The 14960-nt window shown below is 68.0% G+C and carries 13 protein-coding genes and 1 riboswitch; of the genes, 4 read left to right on the top strand and 9 right to left on the bottom strand.

Translation table 11 applies throughout. The features are described from left to right. Window positions 1-5: 5 nt before the first annotated feature. From nadD to AC1DN2_RS09515, 9 genes are all read right to left on the bottom strand, one after another. On the bottom strand, window positions 6-689 hold the full coding sequence (gene nadD, locus AC1DN2_RS09475) for a nicotinate-nucleotide adenylyltransferase (RefSeq protein ID WP_476850133.1): 684 nt from the start codon (window positions 687-689) through the stop codon (window positions 6-8). Window positions 690-744: 55 nt separating this feature from the next. Continuing rightward, window positions 745-984, bottom strand: coding sequence for a hypothetical protein (locus AC1DN2_RS09480; RefSeq protein ID WP_230011093.1), 240 nt, complete (start codon window positions 982-984; stop codon window positions 745-747). Window positions 985-1064: 80 nt separating this feature from the next. Further along, window positions 1065-2450 (bottom strand): glutamate-5-semialdehyde dehydrogenase, encoded by a 1386-nt coding sequence (locus AC1DN2_RS09485; RefSeq protein ID WP_476850134.1) that lies wholly within the window; start codon window positions 2448-2450, stop codon window positions 1065-1067. Window positions 2451-2476: 26 nt separating this feature from the next. After that, window positions 2477-3664, bottom strand: coding sequence for a glutamate 5-kinase (gene proB / locus AC1DN2_RS09490; RefSeq protein WP_476850135.1), 1188 nt, complete (start codon window positions 3662-3664; stop codon window positions 2477-2479). Continuing rightward, a complete protein-coding gene (gene obgE, locus AC1DN2_RS09495; protein ID WP_079555434.1) occupies window positions 3654-5243 on the bottom strand; it encodes a GTPase ObgE in 1590 nt (529 codons plus the stop codon). The genes proB and obgE overlap by 11 nt, the downstream gene beginning before the upstream one ends. 117 nt (window positions 5244-5360) lie before the next feature. Further along, window positions 5361-5624 (bottom strand): 50S ribosomal protein L27, encoded by a 264-nt coding sequence (rpmA, locus tag AC1DN2_RS09500; RefSeq protein WP_009372867.1) that lies wholly within the window; start codon window positions 5622-5624, stop codon window positions 5361-5363. A 61-nt stretch (window positions 5625-5685) separates the two neighbouring features. Next, window positions 5686-5994, bottom strand: a complete 309-nt coding sequence (rplU, locus tag AC1DN2_RS09505; RefSeq protein WP_018773353.1) for a 50S ribosomal protein L21 — start codon at window positions 5992-5994, stop codon at window positions 5686-5688. A 402-nt stretch (window positions 5995-6396) separates the two neighbouring features. Then, window positions 6397-7944, bottom strand: a complete 1548-nt coding sequence (locus tag AC1DN2_RS09510) for a bifunctional hydroxymethylpyrimidine kinase/phosphomethylpyrimidine kinase (RefSeq protein ID WP_476850157.1) — start codon at window positions 7942-7944, stop codon at window positions 6397-6399. Between the two features lie 69 nt (window positions 7945-8013). Further along, window positions 8014-8111, bottom strand: a riboswitch (TPP riboswitch). A 148-nt stretch (window positions 8112-8259) separates the two neighbouring features. Next, window positions 8260-11547, bottom strand: coding sequence for an Rne/Rng family ribonuclease (locus AC1DN2_RS09515; protein ID WP_476850136.1), 3288 nt, complete (start codon window positions 11545-11547; stop codon window positions 8260-8262). A gap of 482 nt (window positions 11548-12029) precedes the next feature. Between AC1DN2_RS09515 and AC1DN2_RS09520 the strand changes: the two genes are divergently transcribed. From AC1DN2_RS09520 to AC1DN2_RS09535, 4 genes are all read left to right on the top strand, one after another. Next, the gene (locus tag AC1DN2_RS09520) at window positions 12030-12701 is read left to right on the top strand and encodes a vitamin K epoxide reductase family protein (protein WP_028277864.1); all 672 of its coding nucleotides are present in this window, start codon (window positions 12030-12032) and stop codon (window positions 12699-12701) included. Window positions 12702-12866: 165 nt separating this feature from the next. Beyond that, window positions 12867-13412: a flavodoxin domain-containing protein gene (locus AC1DN2_RS09525; RefSeq protein ID WP_043436539.1), complete on the top strand. Its 546-nt coding sequence runs from the start codon at window positions 12867-12869 to the stop codon at window positions 13410-13412. A 64-nt stretch (window positions 13413-13476) separates the two neighbouring features. Beyond that, the gene (locus AC1DN2_RS09530) at window positions 13477-14199 is read left to right on the top strand and encodes a dienelactone hydrolase family protein (RefSeq protein ID WP_476850137.1); all 723 of its coding nucleotides are present in this window, start codon (window positions 13477-13479) and stop codon (window positions 14197-14199) included. Next, window positions 14196-14861, top strand: a complete 666-nt coding sequence (locus tag AC1DN2_RS09535; RefSeq protein WP_476850138.1) for a hypothetical protein — start codon at window positions 14196-14198, stop codon at window positions 14859-14861. Before AC1DN2_RS09530 ends, AC1DN2_RS09535 begins: the two co-directional genes overlap by 4 nt. Window positions 14862-14960: the final 99 nt, after the last annotated feature.

Below are 14960 nucleotides of genomic sequence, written 5' to 3' on the forward strand. Positions count from 1 at the left end.
CAAACTCATTCAGTGCTGGCTGGTTGGGTTATCTCAAAGGCTGGATCGTGCTGTGCGGGGGCAGTCCCTGCCGCGCCGTTTCCGGCGTTGGCGGTCCCGGCGTGTCCGGCTTCGAGGCGATCGGCGTCGGGGCTGGCGTGGTACAGGCCATACTTGGCGATGTACTGGACCACCCCGTCCGGCACGAGGTACCAGACCGGGTTGCCTTCGGCCACCCTCGTGCGGCAATCCGTGGAGGAAATGGCCATGGCCGGGACCTCCAGGAGGCTGACGTCTTTGCGGCCCATGCCGTCCAGGACGTGGCCCGGCCGGGTTACACCCACGAAGTGCGCGAGGGACCAGAGTTCATCGATGTCTTTCCAGGACAAAATCTGGGCCAGGGCGTCCGCGCCGGTGATGAAGAACAGATCGGCGTCCGGACGCAGGGTCCGCAGGTCACGCAGGGTGTCGATCGTGTAGGTCGGTCCCGGACGATCCACGTCCACCCGGCTCACGGTGAAGCGCGGGTTCGAGGCCGTGGCGATGACTGTCATGAGATACCGGTGCTCGGCTTCGCTGACCTTCTTGGCCATCTTCTGCCAGGGCTGGCCGGTGGGCACAAAAACGACTTCGTCGAGGTCGAACTTGGCCGCGACCTCACTGGCCGCGACAAGGTGTCCGTGGTGGATGGGGTCGAACGTGCCGCCCATCACACCCAGACGCAGGCGGCGCTGGGCGCCGCGCTGCTTCGTGGGGGCGGAAATATTAGTGACCTTGGCCGTGATCGTGCTTGTTCGGGTGCTGGCGGTGCGGGTCCGAGTGCTCCTCGACAGCCACGTGGCGCCGTCCCAGGTTGGAGTAGGACAGGGTGATCAGCAGCAGGACCACCAGGATCGCGAACATGGTGCCGCCAATGACAAACGGCGGTGCAATGAGCGGTGCGAGTTCCTCGTGGCCCGATTCGCCGGCGGCGGCGACGAAAGTGGCGATCTGCTGCGACAGCATGTTCTCCCCTAGTGAGTTCAAAATTTGACGACGGCGGAGGTGTCCGCCGTTCCGGTCTTCCGTTCCATGTTACAGCGTTGCTAGCCCCGGATCTGGCCCTCGCCCTGCACGATCCACTTGGTCGTGGTCAGCTCGGTCAGTCCCATGGGGCCGCGGGCATGGAGTTTTTGGGTGGAAATGCCCACTTCGGCGCCGAGGCCGAGCTCGCCTCCGTCGGTGAAGCGGGTGGAGGCGTTCACGATCACGGCCGCCGAATCGACCTCGGCGATGAAGCGCTCGGCGTTGGCGAGGTCGTTGGTCAGGATCGCTTCGGTGTGGCCGGTGGACCACTTGCGGATGTGCCTGACGGCCTCGTCCAGGCTGTCCACCATGGCCACGGCCAGGTCCAGGTTCATGTATTCGGTGGCCCAGTCGTCTTCCGTGGCCGGCACGGACTGGACCGAGGCCGGCAGGGCGGCGCGGATGCGCTGGTCCACGTGCAGGGTGACCCCGGCAGCCCGCAATGCGGCGGCTACCGCGGGAAGGACAGTGGACTTGGAGTGCACCAGGAGCGTTTCGACGGTGTTGCAGACGCTGGGCCGCTGGGTCTTGGCGTTGAGGAGGATGTCCACGGCCATTTCCTCGCTGGCGGAAGCGTCCAGGAAGATATGGACGTTGCCTTCACCGGTCTCGATGACCGGCACGGAGGAGTTCGTCACGACGGCCTGGATCAGCTCGCGCCCGCCGCGGGGAATGAGCACATCCACCCGGCCGCGCGCCCGCATGAGCGCGTTGGCGCCGTCGCGGCCGTATTGGTCCACGGATTGGACGGCGTCGGCGGGCAGGCCCACTGATTCCAGCGCATCCCGGAGGATGGTGATCAGGGCGGCGTTGGTGGCAGCGGCGGCGGATCCGCCGCGCAGGATGACGGCGTTGCCGCTCTTGAGGGCCAGTCCGGCGATGTCGACGGTGACGTTCGGGCGGGCCTCATAGATCGCGGCCACCACGCCCATGGGTACGTTGATCTGGCGCAGGCGCAGCCCGTTGGGGAGAGTCTGGCCCCGCACCACGTTCCCGACGGGGTCGGGCAGGGTGGCGAGGTTTTCCAGTGCGGCGGCGAGGGCCGTGATGCGTGACTCGGTCAGCGTCAGGCGGTCCAGCAGGGCGGCGCTGGTGCCGGCGGCCCGGCCGGCCGCGACGTCCTTGGCGTTGGCGGCCAGGATCTGATGCTTGTGATCCACCAGCGCCTTGCCGACGGCGCGCAGGCCCCGGTCCTTCCAGGCCCGGTTGGCGCGTGCCATCCTGTGGGCGGCGTGGCGTGAGCGGTCTGCGACCGCGTGGACGGCTGCTTCGGTCTCCGTTGCCGTGCCAGGGGCCGCCGCCGGATCCGGCGCCGCGGCGAACCCTTGGGCGGGCGCGGCGTTACCGGCGGGAACGGTGCCGGCAGGCACATCAGTCACGGCAGCGGAAGTCAGGGCCTCAGTCATGCTTCCAGTTTAGGCGTCGGGGGAACCTAGACCAGCACCAGGTCGTCAACATGAACAACTTCGCGGTCATATCCGCGGCCCAGTGCCTTGCCGAGCTCATGGGTGGAGCGGCCCAGCATCTGGGGCAGCTCGGCGGCCGAATAGTTGACCAGCCCGCGGGCAATCACCGTGTTGTCCAGCGACACCATCTCCACGGCGTCGCCGGCCTCGAAGTCGCCCTTCACCGCGGCGATTCCGGCCGGCAGAAGCGAGGTGCGGCGGTCGCGGACGGCCTTGACCGCGCCGTCGTCGAGCACCAGGGTGCCGCGCACGGATGCCAGGTGGGCCAGCCACAGGAGCCGGATCGGCTTGCGCGCGCCGTTGACGGAGAACCATGTGCCCACGTCCTCGCCGGCCAGCGCGGCGGCCGCATTGGCCGTGGATGTTACGAGGGCGTGGATACCCGACCCTGCGGCGATGCTGGCGGCTTCGACCTTGGTGACCATGCCGCCCGTGCCCACACCGGCCTTGCCGGTGCTGCCGATCGAGACGCCGTCGAGGTCGTGGGGGCCGGAGACGTGCGGAATCCGCTTCGCGCCGTGCGACGGCGGACCGTCGTACAGGGAGTCGACGTCGGAGAGCAGCACGAGCGCGTCGGCGCGGACCAGGTGAGCCACCAGGGCAGCGAGGCGGTCGTTGTCGCCAAAGCGGATCTCGTGGGTGGCTACGGTGTCATTTTCGTTGACCACCGGGACAACGCCGAGGTTCAGCAACCGGTCCAGCGCGCGGAACGCGTTGGTGTGCTGGCTGCGGCGCATGAAGTCATCGGCGGTCAGCAGCACCTGGCTGACGGTGACACCGTGCGCGCCGAAGGCGTGGGTGTAGCGGGCCATCAGCAGGCCCTGGCCCACACTGGCGGCGGCCTGCTGGGTGGCGAGGTCGCGGGGGCGCTTCTCGAGGCCGAGCGGGGCGAGGCCGGCGGCGATCGCACCGGAGGACACCAGGATGATCTCCGCGCCCGCGTTGCGCTTGTGCGCCAGGGCGTCGGCGAGCCCGGTCAGGGCCTCTTCGGAGATCCCGCCCTTGATGGACGTCAGCGAGGACGACCCGACCTTGACGACGATCCGGCGCGCCCCGGACAGCGCGGTGCGGTCCGGGGCGTTGATGGCCTGGGCCTTGAGGTCTTGAGCGCTGAGCGGCTGGGACCGGTGCTCGACGACGGCCTTACTCGTCATCGGCTTCGCCCAGTCCACTCTCCTTGAGCGGCTGCCGCGCGCGGCGGCTGCTGACGGATTCGGTCCAGATGCCGGCCTTGCGTTCGGCTTCGAGCTCGGCGCGGGCGGCGGCCTTGGCGTCGCGGCGTTCCTGCTGTTCGTCGCGCTTCTGGCCACGCGTCGGGCGGTCGCCGATGTCGGCGAAGCGCACGTCGGTGCCGCGGGGGGAGGCGAGCAGCTCAGCACCGGCCATCATGGTCGGCTCCCAGTCGAAGACGACGCCGTCGTCCTCGCCGATGACCACCATGTCGCCCGGCTTGGCGCCCTGCTTGAACAGTTCATTTTCGACGCCGAGCTTGGCCAGGCGGTCGGCGAGATAGCCGATCGCTTCCTCGTTGGTGAAGTCTGTCTGCTTGACCCAGCGCACGGGCTTGTCGCCGAGGACGCGGAAGAGCGGCTCAAGGTTCTTTTCCTCGCGGCGGATCGTGAAGCCGGTCTCGTTGACGGCGCGGGGGCGCAGCACGGGGGCGTGTACCTTCGGCGGGGTCGCGGCGACGGCGTCGCGGGCGGCCTTGACGATTTCGGCCATGGCGAAGCCAAGCTGGCGGAGGCCTTCGTGGCTCGTCGCCGAGATTTCGAAGACCTTGTAGCCCCGGGATTCGAGCTCCGGGCGGACGAACTCGGCCATGTCCTTGCCGTCCGGCAGGTCAACCTTGTTCAGGGCCACGAGGCGGGGGCGGTGGTTCAGCGGTACGACTTCGCCGTCGGACCCGCTGTAGCTCATGTCGACGGCATACTTCTCCAGCTCGGCCTCGATGATGGCGAGGTCGGAGAGCGGATCGCGGTCCGATTCGAGCGTGCCGCAGTCCAGCACGTGCACCAGGGCGGCGCACCGCTCGACGTGGCGCAGGAAGTGGTGGCCGAGGCCCTTGCCCTCGCTGGCGCCCTCGATCAGGCCGGGGACGTCGGCAATGGTGAAGCGGACTTCACCGGCCTGGACGACACCCAGGTTGGGGATGAGGGTGGTGAAGGGATAGTCCGCGATCTTGGGCCGGGCGGCGGACATTGCGGCGATCAGGCTGGACTTGCCGGCGGAGGGGAAGCCGACGAGGGCGATGTCGGCGATGGACTTCAGTTCCAGGACGACGTCGCTGGATTCGCCTTCGATGCCGAGCAGCGCGAAGCCGGGCGCGCGGCGCTTCTGGGAGGACAGGGAGGCGTTGCCGAGGCCGCCAATCCCGCCGGCGGCGGCGATGTATTCGTCGCCTTCGGCCACGAGGTCGGCGATGACTTCGCCGGACTTGGACTTCACCACGGTGCCCACCGGCACCGGAAGGATCAGGGTTTCGCCGTTTTTGCCGCCGCGCCAGTCGCCCATGCCGGGGCCGCCGTTGGTGGCGTGCCGGTGGGGCGCGTGGTGGTAGTCGAGCAGGGTGGTGGTCTGGGGGTCCACGCGCAGGATGACGTCGCCGCCGTTGCCGCCGTTGCCGCCGTCGGGACCGCCGAGGGGCTTGAACTTCTCACGGTGGACGGAGACACAGCCGTGACCGCCGGTACCGCCGGATACGTGCAGTACTACCCGGTCTACAAAGCTCGCCACGTGGATCTCCTCAGTGCTGTTCCCCGGACCCCCAAAGGCGCCCAAGATGATTGTAATGCGGTTAAAACACCGGTGGAGCGGACCTAATGGCCCGCCCCACCGATTTAGAACTTATTGTTACTCTGCGGCTGCAGCAGCCACGATGTTCACAACGCGGCGACCACGGCGGGTGCCGAACTCGACAGCACCGGGGGTCAGGGCGAACAGGGTGTCGTCCCCGCCGCGGCCTACGCCGGCGCCCGGGTGGAAGTGGGTGCCGCGCTGGCGGACGATGATCTCGCCTGCGGAAACTACCTGGCCACCGAAGCGCTTGACGCCGAGGTACTGGGCGTTGGAGTCACGACCGTTGCGAGTGGAACTCGCGCCTTTTTTATGTGCCATTTGAAATGCCTGCCTTCAAAAATTCTGGGGAATCTGCTGGAACCTGAACAGTAACGAAGAGTTACTTGATACCGGTGATCTTGACCTTGGTCAGTTCCTGACGGTGGCCCTGACGCTTCTTGTAACCGGTCTTGTTCTTGAACTTCTGGATGACGATCTTCGGACCACGGAGGTCTTCGAGGATCTCAGCCGTAACCGTTACCTTGGCCAGGTCCGCAGCAGCAGACGTGACTTTGTCACCGTCCACCAGGAGCAGTGCGGGCAACTCAAAGGTGCTGCCGGCTCCACCGGGGACGCGGTTCAGGGTAACGAAGTCTCCAACGGAAACCTTCTCTTGGCGGCCGCCTGCGCGGACAATCGCGTACACCACTGGGGAACTCACTTCTCTCGACGTTTATTACTAGATTTGCGTGCGGAACCAGGGGCCAAATTCTTTGGACCGGCTCACGCTGTGCCTCAACGCCGGTGGATTCCCCGGGGGAACCCATGAGCTATCCCCGGAACAAATCCATTTGGAATTCCAAGCGGACCGTTCTCAGGGTCATAACCCAAGTGTTGGCGTAAGCACCGAAGATCTAGAATACGCTAATTTTGTCTTCGGCCGCAAATGAGGCTGGTTCCGGCGGGTAGTCCGTGATAGGCGCCACAACATCTTGATGCAAAGTCCCTGCCAATGTTCTTGGCCGGGATCTTGACCATCTTGAGCTGTGTTGCCGCAACGACTTCCGGAACCGTGCCCCACCATCGTACCGGTAGTCCGGACCAGCTCGCGTCAGGCGTACAGCCGCGGCGCGTCGAAGAAGTCCACTTCGTAGCGCGATGACTGCCGGAAAGCCAGGGCCATGGCCTGCCGCTCGCTCTCCGATGCCCGCCCGGCCGCCGTGTCCGTGTACGCGATGGCCTGCCGGGTCGCGGCGGCGAAGTCCTCGTCGGCGTAGGTCCGCAGCCAGCCGGCGTAGGGGTGCTCCCCGGGGGCGCCACCGGCCAGGAACTCCCGGTGCAGCGTGGAACCGACCTCGGCGTAGAGCCAGAAGCAGGGCAGCGCCGCCGCCACGAGGACGCCATAGCTGCCGGAGACCGAGGCGGCCAGCAGGTGGTCCACATACGCTTTCGTGACCGGGCCCAGGGTGGAGGCCGTGAGGCGCGTGCTGAGCCAGGAACGGTGCAGCTCGGATTCGACCTCCAGGCAGGTCTGCGCCGAACGGGCCCAGAACAGCTGCTCGGCCTCGGTGGGGGCAATCGCCGCGGCCCGGGCCAGGACCCGGGAGTAGCCGTTGAGGTAGATGGCGTCCTGGGCGAGGTAGTACGCGAACTCGTGCTCGGGCAAGGTGCCGTCGGCCAGCCCGCGGACGAAGTCCAGGGCGTAGATCGCCTCAAGATGGCCCGCGGCTCCTGCGCGCAGGGCTGCGGCGAACTCCCCCGCCGCCGGACCCTGCCCGCCCTGGAGGTGCTGCAGGTGGTGGAAGTGGTGGACCGGGCCGTTGCCGGAGCCGACGTCCAGGGCCGAGGCTTCGCGGAGCGCGCCCAGCAGCCACGGCTTGACTTCCCGCAGCGCCGCTTCCCAGTCCCCCACCCGGGCCTGCACGGTGGCCATGGCCGAGGACAGGGAGCAGCCGGTGCCGTGGCTGTTGCGCGTCGCGATCCGCTCCCCCGGCACCACCACCGTTTCCTGGCCGAGCAGGCCGCCGGTGTTGACCAGCGCATCCGGGCAGCCGGTGCCGGCGCCGGTGCCGTCGACGTCGTGGGCATCGGCGTCGTGGGCATACCCGTCCCCCGGCTCGGCGCCCTGGAGGTGTCCGCCCTTAACCAGGACGGTGGTGCCGGTCAGGGCGGCCAGCCGCTTGCCCTGCGCCAGGGCCTCGGACCAGTCGGCAGCGACGGGTTCCTTGAGCAGGATGGCGAGTTCGGCGAGGTTGGGCGTGATGAGGTCCGCCAGCGGCAGGAGGGCCTGCAGGGCGGCCTCGGCCGATTCCTGCAGGAGCCGGTCACCACTGGTGGCGACCATCACCGGGTCCAGGACCACGACGGCGGGGCGCACCTTTTCCAGCCAGCCGCGGACGGCGTCGATCACGGCGGCGTCACCGAGCATGCCGATCTTGACGGCGTCGATGCCGATGTCGTCGCTGATGGCGTCCAGCTGCGCCGTGAGGAACGCCGCCGGGGGGACGTGGACGGCGCGCACGCCCTGCGTGTTCTGCGCTGTCAGGGCGGTGATGGCGGCCATGCCGTAGCCGCCGTTCGCCGCGATGCTCTTCAGGTCGGCCTGGATTCCGGCCCCGCCGGAGGGATCGGAGCCGGCGATGGCCAGCACGCGGGGAATGCGCGGCGGGGCCGGCAGAGACTCGTTGTGCAGAAAATTGGGCGGGAGGAACTCGGACGGATTCGATTTCGCGGACAAGGAAGACATCCCTTCGCCGGTGCTAACCGGACAGGTTCAACGGGTCTGGATCTCAGCCGGCCCGATGCCCGGCACCCCGTGTCAGTGTTCCAGCCTAGCCCTTGCCACCCGGAGGACCCGTTAACGCACGAGCGGGCCCGGGCCCGGGCGGACGTATGTTACGTCTGCCATGACCCGGACCCGCGGCCCGACCTGTCGAAATAATGACCGGACGGGGACGTGGTCAGTCGCGGAGGACTACAGCTCCGACGCCGGCACGCCGACGCCGAGGATGATCGGCTCGTTGCCGGCCGGGATGGACGCAGGCCCGGCCGCAGCGGGAGCCTTGGCCTCGTGGACCGATCCGGCCGCGGCCGGCCGGGTTGCCTCGCGGTGCTCCACGGAGGTTTCGTTGGCTGCGCCCTGGGCGCGGCTGGCACTCCGGTTGCGGCGCCCGCGGCGGCCGCGCAGCGTCGTGGTGTCAGCTGTGCGTGACGCCGGCGCCTCCGCAGCGCGGACGGCCGACGGCGCCTCGGGCGCCGTGGCTTCCGGTGCGGCAACAGCTGCTGCCTGACCGGCCGCCAGGCCGGCGGCCTGGTCCGGCTTGCCGGCCTCGGCTTCGCCCAGGTTTGCGAAGGCCTCGGTCAGCAGGTCCAGGGTCAGGGCCGGTGACGGCGCGTCCTCCGCGTGCTCGACGAAGGGCAGGGCCACCTGCTCGCCGCCAAACGTCAGCACCGTTGCGGGGCGGCCGGCTGCCTCGTCGGCGGCTGCGAGCTGCGTGACGGCGTCGACGGCGGCCTGGCGGGCCCCGGCGTCGCTGGCTGCGGCTGCCTCCCCGTCGTGCAGGTGCGCGGCGTGCGCTGCGGCAGCGATGTTGGCCAGCGCGGCACGGGTGGCCTCGGCCTTGGCGTGGCGTTCGGCCTCGGTGGGTTCGGCGTGGACGGGCGCGGGTGCGGCCGGCGCGGTCTCTCCGCCCTGGCCTCCCCGGCCGCGGCGACGGCTCTTGCGTTCCGGGCGGGCAGCAGGCTGCGCCTCGGTGCGCGGCACATAGTGCTCCGCGGCGACCGTGTTGGCGCGGCGGTGCTCCACCGGCTCGTCGTGGGTGACGATGCCGCGGCCCGCACATGTTTCGCACTGTTCGCCGAAGACTTCCAGCAGCCCGGTGCCCATCCGCTTGCGGGTCATCTGCACGAGGCCCAGCGAGGTCACCTCGGCCACCTGGTGCTTGGTCCGGTCCCGGCCCAGGCACTCCACCATGCGGCGCAGCACGAGGTCGCGGTTGGATTCGAGCACCATGTCGATGAAGTCGATCACGATGATGCCGCCAATGTCGCGCAGGCGCAGCTGCCGGACGACTTCCTCGGCCGCTTCCAGGTTGTTCTTGGTGACGGTTTCCTCGAGGTTGCCGCCGGAGCCGGTGAATTTGCCGGTGTTAACGTCCACCACGGTCATGGCTTCGGTGCGGTCGATCACGAGCGAACCGCCCGAGGGCAGGAAGACCTTCCGGTCCAGGGCCTTGTGGATCTGCTCGTCGATGCGCCCGGCCGCGAAGATGTCCGTGTCCTTGGTCCACTTCTCGAGCCGGCCCACGAGGTCCGGCGCGACGTAGGTGACGTAGGCCTCGATGGTGTCCCAGGCTTCCTCGCCGGAGACGATCAGCTTGGAGAAGTCCTCGTTGAAGACGTCCCGGACCACCTTGATGGTCAGGTCAGGTTCGCCGTAGAGCAGCTCGGGGGCGAGGATCTTGGTGGACGTCGACTGGCTCTCGATGCCTTCCCACTGCGCGCGGAGGCGGTTGATGTCGTGCGTCAGCTCTTCCTCGGAAGCTCCCTCGGCCGCGGTGCGGACAATGACGCCCGCGTCCTCGGGCAGGCGGTCCTTGAGGATCCGCTTGAGGCGGTTGCGTTCGACGTCGGGCAGCTTGCGGGAGATGCCGGTCATGGAACCGCCGGGCACGTACACGAGGTACCGGCCGGGCAGTGAGATCTGGCTGGTGAGACGGGCGCCCTTGTGGCCGACCGGGTCCTTGGTGACCTGGACCAGCACGGAGTCGCCGGACTTTAGCGCGTTCTCGATGCGGCGCTGCTTGCCCTCGAGGTTGACGGACTCCCAGTTCACTTCACCGGCGTAGAGCACGGCGTTGCGGCCGCGGCCGATGTCCACGAAAGCGGCTTCCATGGAGGGCAGCACGTTCTGGACCTTGCCCAGGTAGACGTTGCCGATCAGGGAGTCCTGCTGGGTCTTGGACACGAAGTGCTCGGCCAGGACGCCGTCTTCAAGGACACCGATCTGGATTCTGTCGTCGCGCTGGCGGACGATCATCTGGCGGTCCACGGACTCGCGGCGGGCCAGGAACTCGGCCTCGGTGATGACGGTACGGCGGCGGCCGGTGTCGCGGGATTCGCGGCGGCGCTGCTTCTTGGCTTCCAGGCGGGTGGAGCCCTTGACGGATGTGACGCGGTTGTTCACCGGCGCCTCGGCCATGGCACGCGGCGCACGGACGCGGGTCACCGTGTTGGGCGGATCGTCGCCTTCCCCGCCGGTCAGCTCGAGGTCCTGGTCTCCACGGCGACGGCGGCGGCGGCGGCGGGAGGTCACACCGTCTTCAAGGATTACCTCGGAACCTTCGTCGCCCTCTTCTTCGGTGCCTTCCGACTCGGTGTCGGACTCGGCAGAGGTGCGGGTGCGGCCGCGCCGGCCGCGGCTGCGGCGCCGACGGCGGTTGCCGGCGTCCTCGTCCTCGTCGCCTTCCTCGTCCTCGGGCTCAGCTGCTGCGGCGGCAACGGGGGCCGGACGCACCACAGTGCTCAGGTCCGGGGCCTGGAAGATGACGGAAGTGAGGGCACCCGGTTCCATGAACAGCGACGCGGCCGGGCTTTCCTCGGGGCGGGCTTCCGGCTCTTCAGGCTGGGCTGCGGCGGTTTCCGCGGTGGGTGCTTCCGCCGCGGGGGCCTCTTCGGCCGGGAGCGTTGCTGCGGGTGCGTCTTCGGTCTTCGGGGCGGCCTTGGCACGGCTGGCGCGGCGCCGGACCGGCTTTTCCGCAACCGTCTCTGCGGCCGTTTGTGCGGGGGCTTCTGCGGCGGCAGCTGCGTCAGTGCCAGCTGCTGCGGGGGCCTCTGCCGCGGCAGGTGCGCCGGCTTCGGCGTCGCCGGCGAAGGCAGGCAACGGTTCCGGGGCTGCTACAGCTTTCCGGGTCCGGGTGCGCCGCGCGGGCGCCTTGGCCGGAGTCTCGGCTGCAGCAGTTTCAGATACAGCAGTTTCAGATACAGCAGCTTCGGGTTCAACAGTTTCAGATCCGGCTGCTTCGACGTTGGCCGGCTTACGGCGGCCCCGGACGGGCTCATCTGAACCGGCCGCGTCGGCCAGGGCCGCGGCTTCGGCGACAGCCTCGGCCGCCTCCGCGGCGTTGACCTTGGCGACGGGCGCCTTCCGGCGGGTCCGTACGGCCCTCTTCGGCGCTACCGGAGCCTCTGCTTCAGCAGTTCCCTGCGCTTCCCCGGTGACTACTAGTTCTTCGTTTCCGGCTACTACCTGGTCATTATCCATATGTGGCGACACTCCTGCCCCTGATGCGCCGCCACATTCGGCGCCCCTTGGGGCAAATATGCGTCAACACCCGCAGGCATTGACAGAAGTCAATTGGATACCCTCAGGTTCGCACCGGCAGTGGGGTGCGGCAGCCCTGGAGGGCCGGCGAGATTGTTTTGGAACCCGTTGACCTACACGCCACAACCAGGTGCCGTCCAATGGCATTGCGGGACAGCTGGAATCAGAGGATCCGCAGCTCCCTGCTCATCATTGGCGGTCTTGAAACAAAATCGCCGGACCGGAATCCGGATGTGGATCGGGTTCCAGCCACGATCATTGTCTCACAGGAGCCGTGAAAGCAGGGGCAGGCGGGGCCGGAAGTGCAACAGGTGCAGCCGGGCGCGGCGGCCGGGGCCGTTCTCCGGCGCTGCTCAGCCTCCGGCGTTACAATCGGGGCAAGAAGCACCCGGTCAAGACGACTAAAAAAGGACTCAATTTCCATGCCCAGCATCTCCAGCACCGCCGGCGACGCGACCGTGCACCAACCGGGTTCCGGCCCGGCCCCCGCGGCGCGGCCCCTTCCCACGATGACCCGCGACCGCCCGTTCGCCTGGCTCCTGCTGATCACCGGCGTCATCGGCTGGCTCGCATCCGGGGCCCTGGTGCTGGAGAAGCTGGAGGTCCTGAAGGACCCGAACCACGTCACGGTCTGCGACGTGAACCCGTGGATCTCCTGCGGCCAGGTCATGCAGACACCGCAGAGTTCCGTGTTCGGCTTCCCCAATATGTTCATCGGAATCGTCGCCTTCGCCGTGATCATCACCACGGCCATGGGTATCCTCGCCGGCGCCCGGTTTTCCCGGTGGTATTGGCTGGGGCTCCAGGCGGGCGTGACGCTGGGCTTCGCGTTCGTGGTCTGGCTCTGGTCCCAGGCCCTGTACGCCATCCACATCCTCTGCCCGTTCTGCATGATCGTCTGGGCCGTGATGATCCCGCTGTTCGTCTGGGTGAGCGTCCGGAACATCTCCCACGGCGTGATTGCCCTGCCCGCCGGTCCCACCAAGGTGATCGGCGACTCCGGCTGGATCATTACGGCGCTGCTGTACGTCGCCGTCGTCGCGACGATCTTCTTCGCCTTCATCCAGGTTTTCATCGGAACCTCCGGCTACTAAACGCCCCAACCGCATCGAAGAGACAGTTAAGGCCAATGCTCGCGCTGGGCATTGGCCTTAGCCGTCTCTTCGGTGAGAGGGTCCGGGCCCATGTCGGGACTTATGGCACGACCCCGCGCGCGCAGGTTACATAAGGCTGGAGGAAGGAAGACCGGAGGCCTCTTGATGACTGTTCTAATTGCCTACGCAAGCGCCCTGGGCTCCACCCGGGAGATGGCACAACATATGGCATCCCGCATGGCGGGTGCACTGGGCGAGGTAGAGTGCCGGTCCGTGGAGGACGTCGGGGCCCTCTCCCGCTATGAGGCTGTCGTCGTCGGCAGCGCCGTCCACAACCAGGCCTGGCTGCCCCCGGCTTTGCTGTTCTTCAAACACCACGCCCGCGAGTTGGCCAGTCGGCCCGTCTGGGCCTTCAGTGTAGGGATGGCGGATGCGCTGCCCAAGCCCATACGCCGGCGCGGCGCGGCAATGCAACAGGAACGTCTGGCAGAAGTCCTGATCAAAGAAGTTCCACTTCGAGGCCACAAACTCTTCTCCGGCGTCTACCAGGCAGGCCAGATGCCGGCACCGCTCCGGGTGTTGTTCCGGCTCACCGGCGGCCGATTTGGGGATTTGCGGGACTGGGCGGCAGTCGACGAATGGACGGATCAGATTACGGCCCAACTCGCTAAACCTGCTTCGTCCACGTCTTCAGGCAGCATCACAGGCTAATGCCGTCGGGACTGCGCATCCCGGCCGCGGCGCCCGGCTCGGTGGGGCGTGCACGGGAGGACCCATGACCGTTGTGAGCATTCACGCCGAACGAGGGGACATGCCTGCCTACGCGGCGACGCCGGCCGGTACCGGTCCGTGGCCCGGCGTCGTCGTCATCCATGACGCACTCGGCCTGAGCCGTGACACCAGAGACCAGGCCGACTGGCTGGCCGGCGAGGGGTTCCTCGCCGTGGCACCTGACCTGTTTTACTGGGGCACCAGGACGGCCTGCTTGTGGTCCCTCATCCGCGGCTGGCGGCCCCTCGGTGACCTGGACGTCACCCGCGCCTGGCTGGCCGGACGGGACGGCTGCACCGGCCGGATCGGCGTGATCGGTTTCTGTATGGGCGGCGGGTTCGCCCTCATGCTGGCCCCGGACCATGACTTCGCCGCGGCAAGCGTCAACTACGGCGGACTGGATGACGAGACCGCCCGCGCAATGCCCCGCGCCTGTCCCATCGTTGGCAGCTACGGCGCCAGGGACCGCTGGCCCGGAGTGCGCAAGGTGCCGGCGCGTCTGGAGCCGCTGCTCGCCGAGGCCGGAATAGAGCATGACATCAAGGTCTATCCCGACGCCGGTCACGGCTTCCTCAACAGGCATGGCCCGTCGGACCTCACGTTCGGGGACAAGTTGCTCGCGAAGCTGGTCGCTGCCGGTTACCACGAGCCCTCCGCCGAGGACGCGCGCCTGCGCATCCTCGGGTTCTTCCGGGAACACCTGATCACTGAGGGGGAAGCGCGATGATGCACCCTGCACCGAGGGGATCCCTGCTGGCAGCGGGTGCCGTGGCCGTTTTCACCACCGGATACCTGGCCGTTGCGCGGCCACGCCTGCTTCGCTGGGGTGCGACCGTTGACGAAGCGCGGGGACCTTACCCGGGCGCCGGGTTGATTCCGGGCAGCACCCGAAGCGCGACCATGGCGGTGACCATCGATGCGCCCCCTTCCCGCGTGTGGCCCTGGCTGGTGCAGATGGGAACGGATCGCGCCGGCTGGTACAGCTGGGACCGTCTCGATAATTTCGGGCGCCGCAGCGCAGGGCGCATCCATCCGGAGTGGCAGGACATCGCCATCGGTGACCGTCTGGCGGCGAAGCCCGACGGCAGCGAGTGGTGGGCGGTCGCGGCGCTTGAACCCGAGAGGTTCCTGGGCCTGCGTATGTCGGTCGATCTCCGCGGGCGTCCATTCGACCCGGCACGAACCCGGCCGCGCTATTACACCGACTCGCTCTGGGGATTCGAGCTGCGGGAGGCCGCGGGTGAGCGCACCCGGCTGGTGGTCAGCGGGTACTGGTCGCTACGGCCACAATGGCTGCAACCTATCATGAGCATTGCCATGCTGGAGCCCGCGCACTGGGTCATGCAGACCCGTCAGTTCTCGAATCTAGTGCGCCTCGCCAGCCGATGAGAGGTCTCCGGACCCGGAGCACGCAGCGAAGCCCCACCCGCCGCGAGGTCCCAAACGGCGAGGGGACGGTTAAGGCCAATGTCCGGTACGAACATTGGC

It is taken from the genome of Arthrobacter sp. 01L42, from assembly GCF_056400005.1.

What these genes read in the sequence shown, in the direction of transcription:
- nadD (WP_476850133.1), bottom strand. Translation starts at nt 689, where the DNA reads ATGGGCGGCACGTTCGACCCCATCCACCACGGACACCTTGTCGCGGCC.
- AC1DN2_RS09480 (WP_230011093.1), bottom strand. Translation starts at nt 984, where the DNA reads ATGCTGTCGCAGCAGATCGCCACTTTCGTCGCCGCCGCCGGCGAATCG.
- AC1DN2_RS09485 (WP_476850134.1), bottom strand. Translation starts at nt 2,450, where the DNA reads ATGACTGAGGCCCTGACTTCCGCTGCCGTGACTGATGTGCCTGCCGGC.
- proB (WP_476850135.1), bottom strand. Translation starts at nt 3,664, where the DNA reads ATGACGAGTAAGGCCGTCGTCGAGCACCGGTCCCAGCCGCTCAGCGCT.
- rpmA (WP_009372867.1), bottom strand. Translation starts at nt 5,624, where the DNA reads ATGGCACATAAAAAAGGCGCGAGTTCCACTCGCAACGGTCGTGACTCC.
- AC1DN2_RS09515 (WP_476850136.1), bottom strand. Translation starts at nt 11,547, where the DNA reads ATGGATAATGACCAGGTAGTAGCCGGAAACGAAGAACTAGTAGTCACC.
- AC1DN2_RS09520 (WP_028277864.1), top strand. Translation starts at nt 12,030, where the DNA reads ATGCCCAGCATCTCCAGCACCGCCGGCGACGCGACCGTGCACCAACCG.
- AC1DN2_RS09525 (WP_043436539.1), top strand. Translation starts at nt 12,867, where the DNA reads ATGACTGTTCTAATTGCCTACGCAAGCGCCCTGGGCTCCACCCGGGAG.
- AC1DN2_RS09530 (WP_476850137.1), top strand. Translation starts at nt 13,477, where the DNA reads ATGACCGTTGTGAGCATTCACGCCGAACGAGGGGACATGCCTGCCTAC.
- AC1DN2_RS09535 (WP_476850138.1), top strand. Translation starts at nt 14,196, where the DNA reads ATGATGCACCCTGCACCGAGGGGATCCCTGCTGGCAGCGGGTGCCGTG.